Raw genomic sequence first — 14,407 nt, forward strand, 5'->3', positions numbered from 1 at the left:
AAGCCACCGGCGGGACTCTATGATGGCGCCCCAGACTTTTTTCCAGCGATGCGCAATGGCCGACTCAGCATTCTTCTGTCCGCTCTCCCACGAAGGCCTGCTCGCCGTCCGCGGCGTGGATGCCGCGAAATTCCTACAGGGCCAGCTAACCTGCAACCTCAATTACCTGGACCAGGCCACCAGCAGCCTGGGCGCCCGCTGCACGCCCAAAGGCCGGATGACGTCGAGCTTCCGGATACTCGCCGAGGGCGAAGGCTTCCTCATGTCCATGGCCAGCGACCTGGTCGAGAGCCAACTGGCCGACCTGAAGAAGTACGCGGTCTTCTCCAAATCCAGCCTGGCCGACGAAAGTGCCGATTGGGTCCGGTTCGGCCTCAGCCAGGGTGATGGCGCCCTCCTCGCCCTGGGCCTGGACCTGCCGCAAACCGCCGACAGCGTTGCCCGCGAAGGCAACCTGATCGCCCTGCGGCTTCCCGATGGCCGCGCCGAACTCTGGGCCCCCCGCGCTGAAGCCGCCACTCTGGAAGCCCGCCTGGCTGCCCAGTTGCCATTGGCTCCGCTGGACGCCTGGTTGCTTGCTCAGGTGCGTGCGGGTATCGGACAGGTCGTGGGCACCACCCGTGAGCTGTTCATTCCACAGATGATCAACCTCCAGGCCCTCGGCGGCGTCAGCTTCAAGAAGGGTTGCTACACCGGACAGGAAATCGTCGCCCGCATGCAATACCTGGGCAAGCTCAAGCGCCGCCTCTACCGCCTGGCCCTTGCCGAAGGTGAAGCCCCCCAGCCGGGCCTCGAACTCTTCTCCCCGGTTCATCAGAGCTCCGTAGGCGAAGTGGTGCTGGCAGCCCCGACGGCCAGGGGCTGCGAGTTGCTCGCCGTGCTTCAGGAAGATGCCGTGAATGATGGCCGTATCCACCTCGGCGCTGCCGATGGTCCGGCGCTGAACCTGCTCGATCTGCCCTATACCCTGGACGCCGACCGCGAAATCCAACGCTAGGTTTTGTACGAAAAGCAGCCGAGCGAAGGTCAGGCAAGGCGAAATCGGCCGAAGAAGCGCAGTTTACGTGTTGTAAATGAGCATTCTGAGACCGATTTCAACGCAGCATCACCGAGCGCAGGTACTTTTCCTACAGAACCTACCCCTGCCGGCCACTGACGAGAACTCCAATGAGCAAGCTTGCCGACAAAGTCCTACAAGACCTCCTCAAAGCCATCGAAAACGATGAGCTGGTGCTGCCGACCCTACCGGAAGTCGCGCTGAAAGTGCGTGAAACGGCCGAAAACCCGAATGCCGGCATCCAGGACCTGACCAGGGTGATCGGCAACGATGCCGCACTGACAGCACGCATCATCAAGGTGGTGAACAGCCCGCTGCTGCGCACCAACAAGGAAATCACCGACTTGCAGATGGCCATCAGCCGTCTCGGCATGAACTACACCAGCAACCTGGCCACCGGCCTGGCCATGGAACAGATGTTCCAGGCCACCACCGACGTGGTTGACCGCAAGATGCGCGAGGTCTGGAACAAAAGCACCGAAATTGCCGGTATCTGCCACGTTCTTTGCCGCCACTACACCCGCCTGATGCCCGATCAGGCCACCCTGGCAGGCCTGGTGCATCAGATCGGCGTGCTGCCCATCCTCACCTATGCGGAGGAGCACAGCGAGCTGCTGGCCGATTCCATCAGCCTCAATCATGTCATCGAGCGCATCCACCCGGTGATCGGCGACCGCATCCTGCGCGCCTGGGAGTTCCCCGAGCCGATTGCCGCCATGCCCAGCCAGTATCTGGATTTCAAGCGCAACTCGGCCCGCGTCGACTACATCGACATCGTCCAGGTCGCCACCCTGCAGAGTTACCTCGGCAGCGAGCACCCCTACACCCAGCTGGACTGGAGCCAGGTGCCCGCCTTCGCCAAGCTTGGCCTCGACCCGAACGTCGACATGCAGGCCGATGAAGACCTCTCCGCCGCCATGGATGCGGCCATGGGCATGCTCCAGTAATACCCGCGCGCACTCGCCCATCCGGCGCTAGACTCAGCCTTCCCCTGACGTCGCTGGATGGACCCGGATGCGCGTACTGCTTCTCGCCTTCTACCTGCTGTACCACAGCCTGGCCGCCGCGGAAGAAGTGCGCCTGACCAATGGCGAATGGGCGCCCTACCTGGGCGCGAAGCTGCCCCACCAGGGCGTGGCCTCACGCATCGTCGAAGAAGCCTTCGCCCTGGAAGGCATCCAGGTGCGCTGGGAGTTCTACCCCTGGGCCCGCTCGATGCACCTGGCCGAGCGCGGTGAGCGCACCGGAACGGCCGTGTGGCTACGCAGCCCGGAACGGGAGCTACGCTTCTACATCAGTGAGCCGGTGGTGGAGAGCACCTACTACTTCTTTCACCGCAAGGGCCATCCCGTCGACTGGAATCAGGTCACCGACCTCAAGGGCGTGCGCCTCGGCGGGGCCCTGGGCTACGATTACGGAGCGGACTTCCAGCAGGCCGAGCGCGACGGGACGATCCAGGTCACGCGCCTGAGTGGCGAAGAGCAGGCGCTGCGCATGGTTCTGGCGGGCCGGCTGGATGCCTTCCCCATGGACAAGGTGGTTGCCTTCGCCCTGCTCAACGACAGGTTCAGCTCCGCCGAGCGCGCCCGGATCAGCTTCCACCCACACCCCGTTCGCAGCGATAGCCTGCACCTGATGCTTTCCCGCGAAGTGCCCGGCAACGCCGAGCTCATCGCGCGTTTCAACCGGGGCCTCGCGCAGTTGCAGGACAGCGGCAAGGTCGCCCAGTACCTGCTGGACGTGCAGCAGCCACTGAGCCTGGCGCCGTAGAGTGGATCACACCTTGCCTATCCACCGGCGATGCTGAGCCGGGCTCCAATGGTGGAAATGAAGAGCCATTTCCACCCTACAACAGCCGTTGCCACAGCAATCACTAGGCCGGCGGAAAACTCACCCGCACCTTCAACCCGCGCGCTTCGCCATCGTGCAGGCTGATCTCGGCCTGGTGAGCACGACAGATCTCGCCAACGATCGCCAACCCCAGTCCCGCTCCACCGCCCTGCACGTTGCGCCGGTAGAAACGCTGGAACACCTTCTCGCGCTCTTCGGGCGGGATGCCGCTGCCATCGTCCTCGACCTCCAGCACCGCCGGGGCCGTCACCCGCAGCACGACATTGCCGCCTTTCGGCGTGTGTGCCAGGGCGTTGTCCACCAGATTGCAGAGCAGCTCGTTGAGCAGCGTCGGCTCCCCCATCACCCAAGCCTGGTCCTCTGCTTCCAGTGCCAGAGCCACACCCCGGGCGTGTGCCAGGGGTGCCAGCGCCATGCCCAGCTCGCGCGCCAGCTGGCCCAGCTCAATGCGTTCGGCACCACCCTCGGCAATGGCGCGCGCGCCGCTTTCGATGCGCGCAAGGGACAGTAATTGATTGGCCAGGTGCGTCAGTCGATCGGTGTTCTGCGCGGCCTCTTCCAGGGTCGAACGCCAGATCGCCGGGTCCTGCTCACGCAACCCCAATTCCACCCGCGCCTTGAGGGCGGCCAGGGGCGTACGCAGTTCATGGGAGGCATCGGCAATGAAGTCCGCCTGGCGCTGGAACAGTCCGCGCAGGCGCTCGGTGAACTGGTTGAGGGCATCCACCAGGGGGCGCAGTTCACGTTGCACCGCCACTTCCGGTAGCGGTCGCAAGTCATCGACCTGACGTTCTTCCACCGCCAGGCGCAGCTTGTTCAGCGGGCGCAGCGCAGCACTGACCGCCAGCCACACCAGCACCAACGCGGCCACGACCAACAGCACCAGGCGCCACAGGCTGTCCACCAGCAGGCCCCGAGCCAGGCGCTCGCGGGCACTCTCCGTCTCGGCCACGCGAATCTCGGCAATGCCATTCAGGCGCGGCTCGCTCACCGGCTGCATCAGGCTCACTACCCGCACGCCGACGCCCTGGTACTCGCCATCGTAGAAACGCGCCAGCGCCGGGTAGTCATCGGTGCGCCGCGTGCCCGGCGGCGGCGGGGGCAGATGATCGTAGCCCGACGCCAGTTTCCCGTCCGGGTCGATCACCTGATAGAAAATCCGTCCGGCGCTGTCGTAGGCGAAAATGTCCAGTGCCACATAGGGCACGTCCGCCTTCAGGCGTCCATCCGTCTCATAGAGGCCATCGGCAATGGCTCGTGCCGACGCCAGCAACGTGCGGTCGTAAGCGGTGTCCGCGGCCTCGCGCGCATTCCAGTAGGCGCTCAGGCTGGCGATCAGCAGCAACGCCCCCAGCATCAGCGCCAGTCGGCGCAGCAGCCGCCCCCGCAGGCTGCCGGCTTCACGCATCCTGGCTCTCCAGCAGGTAGCCCAGGCCGCGGAAGGTGACGATGCGTACCGCACTGCCTTCCAGTTTCTTGCGCAGGCGGTGGATATAGATCTCGATGGCATCGGGGCTGGCTTCCTCGTCCAGGCCGAACACCTGGGAAGCCAACTGCTCCTTGCTCATCACTCGGCCTGGACGGGCGATCAGCGCCTCCAGCACCGATTGCTCGCGGGACGTCAGACTGAGGATGTCCTCGTCGAGACTGAAACGCCGGGTGCCGAGGTCGTACACCAGCACCCCGCATCGCTGCTGCTGCTCGCCACCGAGCACACTGCGGCGCAGCAACGCCTTCACCCGCGCCTCCAGTTCGCTCAGCTCGAAGGGCTTGGCCAGGTAATCGTCCGCGCCCAGGTTGAGGCCATGAACCCGATCCTTCACCTCGCCACGGGCGGTCAGCATCAGCACCGGCAAGGTCTTGCCGCGCCCGCGCAGACGCGCCAGCACTTCGAAGCCATCCATGCGCGGCAACCCCACGTCCAGCACCGCCAGGGCGTAGTCCTCGCTGGCCAGGGCAAGGTCAGCGGCCACGCCGTCATGCAGCACGTCCACGGTCCAACCCGCGCCCTTGAGCACCTGGGCAACGCTTTCAGCGAGTTGGGGATGGTCTTCGACCAGCAGGATTCGCACGAGAAAGTCTCCGAAATGGCAGCGATCACTCGGAAGTTTAACGGCCGATTGAACGCTGTGAACGCCGCGCCAACTTTCTTTCACGCTGAAAGGCTGGCGAAAGTTTCGCTGCATAGCATCGCGACAGGGTGGCAAGTACCACCCCTAAAAAGCCGGCCCGTGGTTGTGCCGGCTGACAAGAACAACAATGGAGACCACTCGATGCTCACTGCCGCACGGCAGGCGCTTGCGCCTGTTTGCACCCTCAGCCTCGCCATCGCCAGCTGCACCCTGGCCAGCCACGCCCATGCCGAGTTCATCAAGGACAGTTCGGCCACCCTCGAAGCCCGCAACATCTACCTGAACCGCGACTTCCGCGAAGGCTCCGGCCAGTCCAAGCGCGAGGAATGGGCGCAGGGCTTCATCCTCAACCTCGAATCCGGCTACACCGAAGGCACCATTGGTTTCGGCCTCGACGCCCTCGGCATGCTCGGTATCAAGCTCGACTCCAGCCCCGGCCGCAGTGGCACCGACCTGCTGCCGGTACAGGACGACGGAGGTACTCCGGACGAGTACAGCAAGCTCGGCCTGACCGCGAAGATACGCGCGTCGGAGAGTGAGTTGCGCCTCGGCACCCACATTCCCGAACTCCCGGTGGTGAAGGCCAGCGACAGCCGCATCCTGCCCCAGGTGTTCGAGGGCGGCCTGCTCACCTCGAAAGAAATCAGCAACCTGACCTTCACCGGCGGGCGCTTGTCGGAGGTCAAGGACCGCGCGTCCACCAACTCCGAAGACCTGGCCATCAACAACAAGAACAAGCGCTTCGCAGCCGCCGCCAGCGGCGACCACTTCGACCTCGCCGGTGCCGACTACGCCTTCAACGAGCATTACACCGGACGCTATTACTTCGCCGAACTGGATGAGGTGTACCGCCAGCACTTCTTCGGTCTGCTGGCCAGTCACCCGCTTGGCGCCGGTACGCTGAGCGCCGACCTGCGCTACGCAGTCAGCGATGACACCGGCCGCGCCGAAGCCGGCAAGGTCGACAACCGCGCCTTGAACGGCATGTTCAGCTACGGCCAGGGCAGCCACAAGGTCGGCCTGGGCTACCAGCGCATGAGCGGCGACACCGGCTACGCCTACATCGATGGCAGCGACCCCTTCCTGATCAACTTCGTGCAGATCAACGACTTCGCCAACGCCGACCAGCGCTCCTGGCAGGCTCGCTACGACCTGGACTTCGCCGCCATGGGCGTTCCGGGCCTGAGCTTCATGACCCGCTACATCACCAGCGACAACGCCCAGGTCACCAACAGCGCGGAAGAAGGCCGTGAATGGGAACGCGACGTCGAATTCAAGTACGTGGTGCCCAGCGGCAGCCTGAAGAACCTCACCTTCCGTGCCCGCCACGCCGGATTCCGCTCCAACTTCGCCCGCGATGCGGATGAACTGCGCCTGATCGTCAGTTATGCACTGCCGATCTGGTGATGCCTGAACCACAATAAAACTCCACAGGAGAACCCCGATGAAAACTGCCCTCTCCCGCATCGCCCTGATCACCTCCGGCCTGCTGCTGTCGACCCAGTTGCTGGCCGAGCCCAAGCGCCCCGAGTGCATCGCCCCGGCCAAGCCCGGCGGTGGCTTCGACCTGACCTGCAAGCTGGCCCAGAGCGGCCTGAAGGACGGCGGCCTGCTCAAGGCGCCGATGCGCGTCACCTACATGCCCGGTGGCGTCGGCGCCGTGGCCTACAACGCCGTGGTAGCCCAGCGGCCGAAGGATGCCGGCACCATCACCGCTTTCTCTTCGGGCTCCCTGCTGAACCTCGCCCAGGGCAAGTTCGGCCGTTATGACGAAAACGCTGTGCGCTGGCTGGCCGGTATCGGTACCGACTACGGCGCCATCTCCGTGCGCGCCGACTCCCCGTACAAGACCCTGGGCGAGCTGGTCGACGCGGTGAAGAAAGACCCGGCCTCCATCGTCTTCGGTGCGGGCGCCACCATTGGCGGCCAGGATTGGATGCAGACCGCACTGATCTCCCGCGCCGCCGGCATTGACCCGCAGAAGCTGCGCTACGTGGCCTTCGAGGGTGGTGGCGAAACCCTTACCGCCATGCTCGGCGGCCATGTGCAGGTCACCAGCAGCGGCCTGGGCGAGATCACGCCGCAGCTCGCCGCCGGCAAGATCCGCATCCTCGCCGTGCTCTCCGATCAGCGCCTGCCAGGCAAGCTGGCGGAGATCCCCACCGCCAAGGAACAGGGTTTCGACATCGTCTGGCCGGTGATTCGCGGCTTCTACATGGGCCCGGAAGTCAGCGACGAGGACTTCAACTGGTGGAAGCAGCAGTTCGACACCCTGCTGGCCAGCGAAGACTTCGCCAAGCTGCGTGAACAGCGCGACCTCTTCCCCCTCAGCCTTACCGGCGATCAGTTGAAGACCTACGTCTTCGACCAGGTGAAGCAGTACAAGCAGCTGGCCGGCGAGTTCGGCCTGGCGCAGTAACAGCCTCACCTCATCCCCCTCTCTCGGTGAGAGAGGGGCGACCCTACCGATTCCTAGGTAAACCGCCATGTACGTACGAATCTTCGCTGCGGTCTGGCTGCTCGCCTGCGCCCTGCTCGCAGTGGTCGCCTGGGGCTTCCAGGCACCCTTCAGCTACGACCCGGTCGGCCCGCGCGCCTATCCCCTGCTGCTGCTGTTCCTGATGGCCACGGCAGCCCTCTGGCTGATCTACAAGCCAGGTGACGCCGACGATCTGCCGATTTCCTGGTCCCTGGCGCGCAAGGTCATCCTCTGCGTGCTTGCCCTGTTCGCCTACGCCCTGCTCTTCGAGCCCCTGGGCTTCATCGTCAGCACCTCCCTGGTGGGCTTCGGCCTCGGTCTGCTGTTCAAGGGCCGGCCGCTGCCGAGCCTGGTCAGCGGCGTGCTGATGGGCGCCCTGCTCTACGGCCTGTTCGACTACCTGCTGGACGTCCCGCTGCCCCTGGGCCTGCTGGCCTCCCTGGAGAACTGAGATGGAAACCCTGAACTTCCTGGCCCAGGGCTTCGATGTCGCCCTGCGCCCGATCAACCTCCTGGTGGCGCTGTTCGGCGCCTTCGTCGGCACCGTCGTCGGCCTGCTGCCGGGCCTGGGCCCGATCAACGGTGTGGCCATCCTGCTGCCGCTGGCCTTCGCCCTCGGCCTGCCGCCGGAAACGGCGCTGATTCTGCTGGCCGCCGTGTACCTGGGCTGCGAGTATGGCGGGCGTATCTCCGCCATCCTGCTCAATGTGCCGGGCGACGCCGCGGCCATCATGACCACCCTCGACGGCTATCCGATGGCCCGCCAGGGCAAGGCGGGCATCGCCCTGTCGCTGTCCGCAATGAGCTCCTTCATCGGCAGCACCATCGCCACCATCGGCGTCGTGCTCTTCGCGCCGACCCTGGCCAACTGGGCGGTGGCCTTCGGGCCGGCCGAGTACTTCGTACTGATGGTCTTCGCCATCGCCTGCCTGGGCGGCATGGTCGGTGACAAGCCGGTCAAGACCCTGCTCTCCGCCCTGATCGGCCTGGGCCTGGCCACGGTCGGCGTGGACGCCACCACCGGCGTCTATCGCTTCACCTTCGACAGCGTCGGCCTGTCCGACGGCATCCAGTTCGTCATTGTGGTGATCGGCCTGTTCAGCGTCAGCGAAGTGCTGCTGATGCTCGAGCACACCACCACCGGCCAGCAGGCGGTCAAGGCCAGCGGACGCATGCTGTTCAACTTCAAGGAGTTCACCTTCACCTGGTGGAGCACCGTGCGCAGCTCCCTGACCGGCTTCGTCATCGGCGTACTGCCCGGTGCCGGCGCCACCATCGCCAGCGCTATCACCTACATGAGCGAGAAGCGCATGGCAGGTAGCTCCGGCCGCTTCGGCGATGGCGACCTGCGCGGCGTGGCCGCACCGGAAGCTGCCAACAACGCCTCGGCCTGCGGCTCGTTGATCCCGATGCTGACCCTCGGCGTTCCGGGCTCCGGCACTACCGCCGTGATGATCGGCGCGCTGACCCTGTACAACATCACCCCCGGCCCGCTGCTGTTCGAGCAGCAACCCGACGTGGTCTGGGGCCTGATCGCCTCGCTGTTCATCGGCAACGTCATCCTGCTGGTGATGAACATCCCGCTGGTGGGCCTGTTCGCGCGCATGCTCAGCGTGCCGACCTGGATCCTGGTACCGGCGATCACCATCGTCAGCGTCGTCGGCGTGTATGCCGTTCACAGCACCACCTTCGACCTGGTGCTGATGGCCGCTCTCGGGGTGTTCGGCTACCTGCTGCGCAAGATGGACTTCCCGCTGTCGTCGCTGATCCTCGGCTTCGTCCTTGGCGAGCTGATGGAATCCAACCTGCGCCGCGCCCTGTCTATCACCGATGGCGATCTTGGCATCCTCTGGAGCAGCCCGATCACCATCGCACTCTGGGTGCTCACCGTCGTGATGCTGGCCCTGCCTAGCATCCGCTGGATGCGCGCGCGTCGCGCCAGGGCGAAGCTGGCCCATGCCTAAGTGGTTGCTCACGCCGCTGGTGGGCGCCGTCGGTGGCTGGCTGGCCAGCCTGGTGGGCGGGCCCCTGCCCTGGATGGTGGGCTCGCTGCTGGCGGTGATTGCCGTGCGCTGCATGGGCAACCTGCCGCTGGCAGAGGTACCGGGCGCTCGCAAATGCGGGCAGTGGGTCGTGGGTGTCGGCATCGGCCTGCACTTCACCCCGGCCGTGATCGAGCAGGTGCTGGCCAACAGCGCCATCATCCTGATCGGCGCCGTGGTCACCACCCTTTCCAGCGTCATCGGCATCAGCTTGATGCTGCGCAGCGGCGAGGACCGCGCCACGGCCTTCTTCGCCAGCATGCCCGGTGGCGCGAGCGAAATGGTCAACCTCGGCCAGCGCAACGGTGCGGTGCTCAGCCGCGTCGCCGCTGGCCAGAGTCTGCGCCTGCTGCTGGTGGTACTCAGCGTGCCGGCGCTGTTCCAGCTGTTCGTCGGCGTTCCGGCCGTGCAGCACCCGGCCGCAACAGTGGACTGGGGCTGGCTGGCCCTGCTGCTGGCCGGCGGCGCAGTGCTGGCGGTGCTGATGCAGCGTTTCCACCAGCCCAATCCCTGGCTGATCGGCCCGCTGCTGGTGAGCGCAGCCATGAGCATCTGTTTCGACCTGCACCTCGGCCTGCCTCAGGGCGCCAGCCAGCTCGGCCAGTGGCTGATCGGCAGTGCCCTGGGCTGCCACTTCGACCGCGCCTTCTTTCGCCGCGCACCGTCCTTCATTGCCCGCACCCTGCTGGCCACCAGCCTGGGCATGGCGTTCGCCGCCCTGGCGGCGGAATTGCTGGGCTGGCTGGACGGCCTCGACCACCGTTCGCTGATGCTGGGGATGATGCCGGGCGGCATCGCTGAACTCAGCCTCACCGCCGAAGCCCTGCAACTCTCAGTGCCACTGGTCACCGCGCTGCAGGTGCTGAGATTGCTCTTGGTGCTGTTCCTCGCCGAGCCGGTATTCCGCCGCTGGCAGAGGCAAAAGACCCATGCTTAGCCCACCATGTGCGGAATTTTTTATCTCGCCAGCAACATCCGGTTGCCGGTGCGAACTCATTCGCAATCCGTCGCACCTATGCTCTCCCCTATCCGATCGTCGCCAAGGCTGGCCTCCATGTCCGGACGCATCGTCCCGCGCCGCTTCCTGCTGATCGCCACTCTGCTGCTGCTCGCCGCCTGCAGCCGCCTCGACCTGGCGTATCGCAACCTCGACCTCGTCATTCCCTGGTGGATCAGCAACTACGTCAGCCTGGATGACAGCCAGAAGCGCTGGCTGGAACCTCGCCTGCAGAAACACCTCGCCTGGCATTGCAGCACCGAGCTGCCGGAATATGTCGCCTGGCTGGAACAGCTCGATCAGCTCAGCCAGCGGGCCCGGTTGACGCCCACTGACCTGCTGGGCCAGCTCACCCAGGTTCGCGATGCCGCGCAGGACATCGCCGTGGAGATCACACCCACTGCGCTCGGCGTGGCGGAAAGCCTTTCACCGCAGCAAATGGGTGAGCTCTACGTGGCCATGGACGAGCGCAATGCGGAGCTGCGCCGGGAGTACGTCGCGCCCCCACTGAAGGCGCAGGTCGCGGCGCGGGCACGACGCATGCGCGAATCAGTCGAGGATTGGATGGGGCCATTGCGACCCAGTCAACTGGCGCGCATCGAAAGCTGGGCCAAAGACCGGGGGGAATACAACCGGATCTGGGCGGAGAACCGGGAGAACTGGCAGAAAGCACTGCGCAATGCGCTCTACGGTCGCCACAACGCGGACTTCCAGCAACGTCTCACGGCGTTGCTACAGCAACCGGAAGCAATCTGGACGTCCGCCTATCGCCAGGCCTACCCGGCGACGGAAGCGGCACTGGCGCACTTGTTGGCCGACCTCTTCAACAGCGCCGACACAATCCAGCGCGGTGCACTGCGCGAGCACATCAGGGAAATGGCCGCTGACCTCATGGGCCTGCCGTGCTATCCGCGCTGAAACCTCAGAGGCTGTGAAAAAATTGAAGGCCGTCGCGAGGGTGTCGCTGGGCGAGCGAAACAAGGCGTGCTGCGTGAAAACGAGGGAGTTTGGCGAGCAAAATGACCGACGTTTTTGCGTTGCGCAACGCAGTTGCAGCCGCTCGGCGGCAGCCGCAGCAGGTCAGCGATATTTTCACAGCCACTCAAAGCTCAGGCAGGCGCCAGTCGATCGGCTGCAGCCCGTGCTGGGCGAGGAACTTGTTGCAGCGGCTGAAGTGACCGTTGCCGAGGAATCCGCGATACGCCGAGAGCGGCGACGGATGTGCTGACTTCAGGATCAGATGCTTGGTGGGGTCGATCAGGCGCTCCTTGCTCTGTGCGTGAGAACCCCAGAGCAGGAACACCAGGCCCGAACGCTGCTGGCTGACCACTTCGATCACCTTGTCGGTGAACGGCTGCCATCCGGCACCGGCATGGGAGCCCGCGCGGGACTGCTCGACGGTAAGGGACGTGTTGAGCAGCAACACACCCTGCTCCGCCCAGGATTGCAGGTAGCCGTGGGACGGAATCTCGATGTTCAGGTCGCGCTTGAGCTCCTTGTAGATGTTCTGCAGCGACGGCGGCGTCGGCACACCTGGCTGCACCGAGAAGCACAGCCCGTGCGCCTGGCCCGGCCCGTGGTAAGGGTCCTGGCCGATGACGACCACTTTCACCTGGTCCAGCGGCGTGGTGTTCAGGGCGTTGAAGATCAGCGGGCCCGGCGGGAAGATCACCTTGCCGGCCGCCTTCTCCTGGCGCAGGAAGTCGCCGAGGGCCTTCATGTAGGGCTTTTCGAACTCGTCCCGCAGGGCTTCTTTCCAGCTCGCGTCGAGCTTGATCCGGTCGTCGTCAGTCATCGCTTCAATCTGTTCCGTGGCGGTTGCCGGGGCGCTTCCCGCCCGATGGTCGGGCACCCTAAGAAATGCCCACTACCCTTGTCAATCAAGGACGCCAGGAACATGCCCACATGGACAATCGTCACGACTCGGTGAAACTCGCGCTCTACGAGCGTTTTCGCAAAGACCCCGGTGCCTTGCCGCCGATGCCGGAAATCTCCCTGCGCCTGCGCCATCTGCTGGCGGCGGGCGAACCAACAGCCGAACAGGTCAGCGCGCTACTGGAACATTCCCCCGCGCTTGCCAAATGCCTGATGCAATTTGCCGCCCTGCCCCTGCTCGGCCACATCCACCCTGGCGCGCGGCTGTTCGATGTGGTGAAGCAGCTGGACCCGAAACGCCTGGCCAACCTGGTGCTGGCCTTCGAACTGCGGCAGTTGTACGAGGGCAGCGAAGCAAACCTGGAGAAAGTCTTCAACAAGCGCTGGAGCCTCAGCCTGCAACGCGCGGCCTTCAGCGCCGGACTGGCCCAGCACGTGCCCCACCTGGAGGAGGAAGATGCGCTGCTGGCCGGACTGCTGCAGGACGTCGGCAGCCTGCCCCTGCTTCGCGAGTTGCACCAGTGGCCCCAGGTGTCCCGCCTGGAGTGCGACCTGCAACGGCTGTGCGAACAGCTTTCCGCGGAACTGGGTGTGCTCCTGCTGACCGCCTGGCGACTGCCCGCCGCCCTGCAGGACTGCGCCCGCCTGCGCCGCGACTGGTGCCGCCAGCACAAGGGCCCGGTGGACCTCGCCGACGTGGTGCAAGTTGCCAGCCAGTTGCTCGAAGAACCCCGCGACGACGACCGCCTGGCCCGGCTGCCCGCCTACCAACGCCTGGAACTGCCAACACCGCAGGTGCTGCGCACGGAACTCGCGGAAGTGGTCGCTCTGTGGTTGAAGCTGCTGGGAGGCAGGCCCCTGGAAGCGGATTGAGCCGCTTGCAGGGTGTGCACGTCGGGTGGATGGCGCTCTTTCATCCACCATCGGTGCCGACCTGAACTCCGCCTGGTGGACATGAAAAGCGATGTCCACCCTTGTATCCAGTTCTCCGTCTCGCGGTATGTCGGCGTAGCAGGTGCTCTGCTCACCCTTGATGCAAGGCTCGGTAATGGGTCGGCGCCATGCCCACCACTTTCCGGAACAGCCGCGAGAAGTAATAGGCGTCTTCATAGCCCAGTTGCTCGGCAATCTGCTTCACCCCCTGGTCGCCTTCGTCGAGCAGGCGACAGGCATGGGCCATCTTCAGCTGGATGAAGTCCTGGATCGGCGCATGGCCCGTCAGGGCGCGGTAGGTCTTGGCGAAGTGGAAGCGCGACAGTTTGAACTGTGCCGCCAGTTGGTCGAGGTTGAGGCTGTCATGCAGGTGCGCGCGCATCACGGCCTGCACCGCGTCCACGTCCAGCACCCGGCCGGACTTCAGGTAACCGCGCGCCGGCAGCACCGCCAGCGAGGTCAGCAGAGTCTGCAGCTGGTGGGCGGCATAGACGAAGTACGGCAGGTTCAGGCCCTGCTTGCGCAACCCGAGCAGGGCATCGAAGTCCGCCAGCAAGCGCGGCTGGACGCCGATGCGGCGCAGGGCGGATTGCCCCAGCGGACGCAGGTAGTCCTCCACCAGCTCGCCCTCGAAGTGCACCCAGTAGATGCTCCAGGGCCGCTGGGAATCCGCGCCATAGGCATGCAGGCGCCCCTTGGGCAACAGCAGCAAATCACCGCCACTCACCTCGAATCGTCCATCACCGTACTCTAGCCACCCCTGCCCCGAGCGGCAGTAGATCAGCAGGTTGTCCTCGGGGACGCGACGTTCCATGCGGTGTCCCAGGGCCTCTGGGTAGTAGCCCAGGGCCAGTGGATAACAGGCACAAGTCAGAGGGTGTCGAGCTAACAGGCGGCGCAGGCGAGGCGGCGTAGTGAAGCGCACGCCGTTGGCCGGCAGAGGCCAGTTGGAGGTTTCCACGCAGCGGCTCATGGGTCGTTCTTGTCGTGGCCAGCAATCCCAAGATCGTCCATCTACCAACCAAGATCGTCAATCCACAA

At 65.1% G+C, this 14,407-nt stretch carries 14 protein-coding genes; 10 read left to right on the forward strand and 4 right to left on the reverse strand.

The window, feature by feature from the left end; genetic code table 11:
* Positions 1 to 55: 55 nt before the first annotated feature.
* The 3 genes from THL1_RS21350 (at position 56) to THL1_RS21360 (ending at position 2,827) form a co-directional block, all read left to right on the forward strand.
* On the forward strand, positions 56 to 997 hold the full coding sequence (locus THL1_RS21350; RefSeq protein WP_069085101.1) for a YgfZ/GcvT domain-containing protein: 942 nt from the start codon (positions 56 to 58) through the stop codon (positions 995 to 997).
* Between the two features lie 170 nt (positions 998 to 1,167).
* Positions 1,168 to 2,004, forward strand: coding sequence for an HDOD domain-containing protein (locus THL1_RS21355; RefSeq protein WP_069085102.1), 837 nt, complete (start codon positions 1,168 to 1,170; stop codon positions 2,002 to 2,004).
* A gap of 67 nt (positions 2,005 to 2,071) precedes the next feature.
* Positions 2,072 to 2,827 carry a substrate-binding periplasmic protein gene (locus THL1_RS21360; RefSeq protein WP_069085103.1) on the forward strand — a complete coding sequence of 252 codons (756 nt, stop codon included), beginning with the start codon at positions 2,072 to 2,074 and terminating at the stop codon, positions 2,825 to 2,827.
* Between the two features lie 103 nt (positions 2,828 to 2,930).
* On the opposite strand, the gene THL1_RS21365 is transcribed toward THL1_RS21360, so the two are convergent.
* Both THL1_RS21365 and THL1_RS21370 read right to left on the reverse strand, forming a co-directional pair.
* A complete protein-coding gene (locus THL1_RS21365; RefSeq protein WP_069085104.1) occupies positions 2,931 to 4,316 on the reverse strand; it encodes a sensor histidine kinase in 1,386 nt (461 codons plus the stop codon).
* Positions 4,309 to 4,980, reverse strand: a complete 672-nt coding sequence (locus THL1_RS21370; protein ID WP_069085105.1) for a response regulator — start codon at positions 4,978 to 4,980, stop codon at positions 4,309 to 4,311. Before THL1_RS21370 ends, THL1_RS21365 begins: the two co-directional genes overlap by 8 nt.
* 201 nt (positions 4,981 to 5,181) lie before the next feature.
* Between THL1_RS21370 and THL1_RS21375 the strand changes: the two genes are divergently transcribed.
* The 6 genes from THL1_RS21375 (at position 5,182) to THL1_RS21400 (ending at position 11,476) form a co-directional block, all read left to right on the forward strand.
* Positions 5,182 to 6,447 (forward strand): OprD family porin, encoded by a 1,266-nt coding sequence (locus THL1_RS21375; protein ID WP_069085106.1) that lies wholly within the window; start codon positions 5,182 to 5,184, stop codon positions 6,445 to 6,447.
* A 37-nt stretch (positions 6,448 to 6,484) separates the two neighbouring features.
* Positions 6,485 to 7,459: a Bug family tripartite tricarboxylate transporter substrate binding protein gene (locus tag THL1_RS21380; protein ID WP_069085107.1), complete on the forward strand. Its 975-nt coding sequence runs from the start codon at positions 6,485 to 6,487 to the stop codon at positions 7,457 to 7,459.
* 67 nt (positions 7,460 to 7,526) lie between these two features.
* Positions 7,527 to 7,970: a tripartite tricarboxylate transporter TctB family protein gene (locus THL1_RS21385; protein WP_069085108.1), complete on the forward strand. Its 444-nt coding sequence runs from the start codon at positions 7,527 to 7,529 to the stop codon at positions 7,968 to 7,970.
* A gap of 1 nt (position 7,971) precedes the next feature.
* The gene (locus THL1_RS21390; protein WP_069085109.1) at positions 7,972 to 9,483 is read left to right on the forward strand and encodes a tripartite tricarboxylate transporter permease; all 1,512 of its coding nucleotides are present in this window, start codon (positions 7,972 to 7,974) and stop codon (positions 9,481 to 9,483) included.
* Positions 9,476 to 10,498, forward strand: coding sequence for an AbrB family transcriptional regulator (locus THL1_RS21395; RefSeq protein ID WP_069085110.1), 1,023 nt, complete (start codon positions 9,476 to 9,478; stop codon positions 10,496 to 10,498). Before THL1_RS21390 ends, THL1_RS21395 begins: the two co-directional genes overlap by 8 nt.
* Before the next feature lie 117 nt (positions 10,499 to 10,615).
* Positions 10,616 to 11,476: a DUF6279 family lipoprotein gene (locus tag THL1_RS21400; RefSeq protein WP_069085111.1), complete on the forward strand. Its 861-nt coding sequence runs from the start codon at positions 10,616 to 10,618 to the stop codon at positions 11,474 to 11,476.
* Between the two features lie 184 nt (positions 11,477 to 11,660).
* Here THL1_RS21400 and ung read toward each other — a convergent pair whose 3' ends face one another.
* A complete protein-coding gene (gene ung / locus THL1_RS21405) occupies positions 11,661 to 12,353 on the reverse strand; it encodes a uracil-DNA glycosylase (RefSeq protein WP_069085112.1) in 693 nt (230 codons plus the stop codon).
* A 110-nt stretch (positions 12,354 to 12,463) separates the two neighbouring features.
* Between ung and THL1_RS21410 the strand changes: the two genes are divergently transcribed.
* The gene (locus THL1_RS21410) at positions 12,464 to 13,306 is read left to right on the forward strand and encodes an HDOD domain-containing protein (RefSeq protein WP_069085113.1); all 843 of its coding nucleotides are present in this window, start codon (positions 12,464 to 12,466) and stop codon (positions 13,304 to 13,306) included.
* Positions 13,307 to 13,457: 151 nt separating this feature from the next.
* Here THL1_RS21410 and THL1_RS21415 read toward each other — a convergent pair whose 3' ends face one another.
* Positions 13,458 to 14,339 carry an AraC family transcriptional regulator gene (locus tag THL1_RS21415; protein ID WP_069085114.1) on the reverse strand — a complete coding sequence of 294 codons (882 nt, stop codon included), beginning with the start codon at positions 14,337 to 14,339 and terminating at the stop codon, positions 13,458 to 13,460.
* Positions 14,340 to 14,407: the final 68 nt, after the last annotated feature.

It is taken from the genome of Pseudomonas sp. TCU-HL1 (assembly GCF_001708505.1).
Classification (GTDB): domain Bacteria; phylum Pseudomonadota; class Gammaproteobacteria; order Pseudomonadales; family Pseudomonadaceae; genus Metapseudomonas.

What these genes read in the sequence shown, in the direction of transcription:
- THL1_RS21400 (WP_069085111.1), top strand. Translation starts at nt 10,616, where the DNA reads ATGTCCGGACGCATCGTCCCGCGCCGCTTCCTGCTGATCGCCACTCTG.
- THL1_RS21390 (WP_069085109.1), top strand. Translation starts at nt 7,972, where the DNA reads ATGGAAACCCTGAACTTCCTGGCCCAGGGCTTCGATGTCGCCCTGCGC.
- THL1_RS21385 (WP_069085108.1), top strand. Translation starts at nt 7,527, where the DNA reads ATGTACGTACGAATCTTCGCTGCGGTCTGGCTGCTCGCCTGCGCCCTG.
- THL1_RS21350 (WP_069085101.1), top strand. Translation starts at nt 56, where the DNA reads ATGGCCGACTCAGCATTCTTCTGTCCGCTCTCCCACGAAGGCCTGCTC.
- THL1_RS21360 (WP_069085103.1), top strand. Translation starts at nt 2,072, where the DNA reads ATGCGCGTACTGCTTCTCGCCTTCTACCTGCTGTACCACAGCCTGGCC.
- THL1_RS21415 (WP_069085114.1), bottom strand. Translation starts at nt 14,339, where the DNA reads ATGAGCCGCTGCGTGGAAACCTCCAACTGGCCTCTGCCGGCCAACGGC.
- THL1_RS21410 (WP_069085113.1), top strand. Translation starts at nt 12,464, where the DNA reads ATGGACAATCGTCACGACTCGGTGAAACTCGCGCTCTACGAGCGTTTT.
- THL1_RS21355 (WP_069085102.1), top strand. Translation starts at nt 1,168, where the DNA reads ATGAGCAAGCTTGCCGACAAAGTCCTACAAGACCTCCTCAAAGCCATC.
- THL1_RS21375 (WP_069085106.1), top strand. Translation starts at nt 5,182, where the DNA reads ATGCTCACTGCCGCACGGCAGGCGCTTGCGCCTGTTTGCACCCTCAGC.
- THL1_RS21380 (WP_069085107.1), top strand. Translation starts at nt 6,485, where the DNA reads ATGAAAACTGCCCTCTCCCGCATCGCCCTGATCACCTCCGGCCTGCTG.
- THL1_RS21365 (WP_069085104.1), bottom strand. Translation starts at nt 4,316, where the DNA reads ATGCGTGAAGCCGGCAGCCTGCGGGGGCGGCTGCTGCGCCGACTGGCG.
- THL1_RS21395 (WP_069085110.1), top strand. Translation starts at nt 9,476, where the DNA reads ATGCCTAAGTGGTTGCTCACGCCGCTGGTGGGCGCCGTCGGTGGCTGG.
- ung (WP_069085112.1), bottom strand. Translation starts at nt 12,353, where the DNA reads ATGACTGACGACGACCGGATCAAGCTCGACGCGAGCTGGAAAGAAGCC.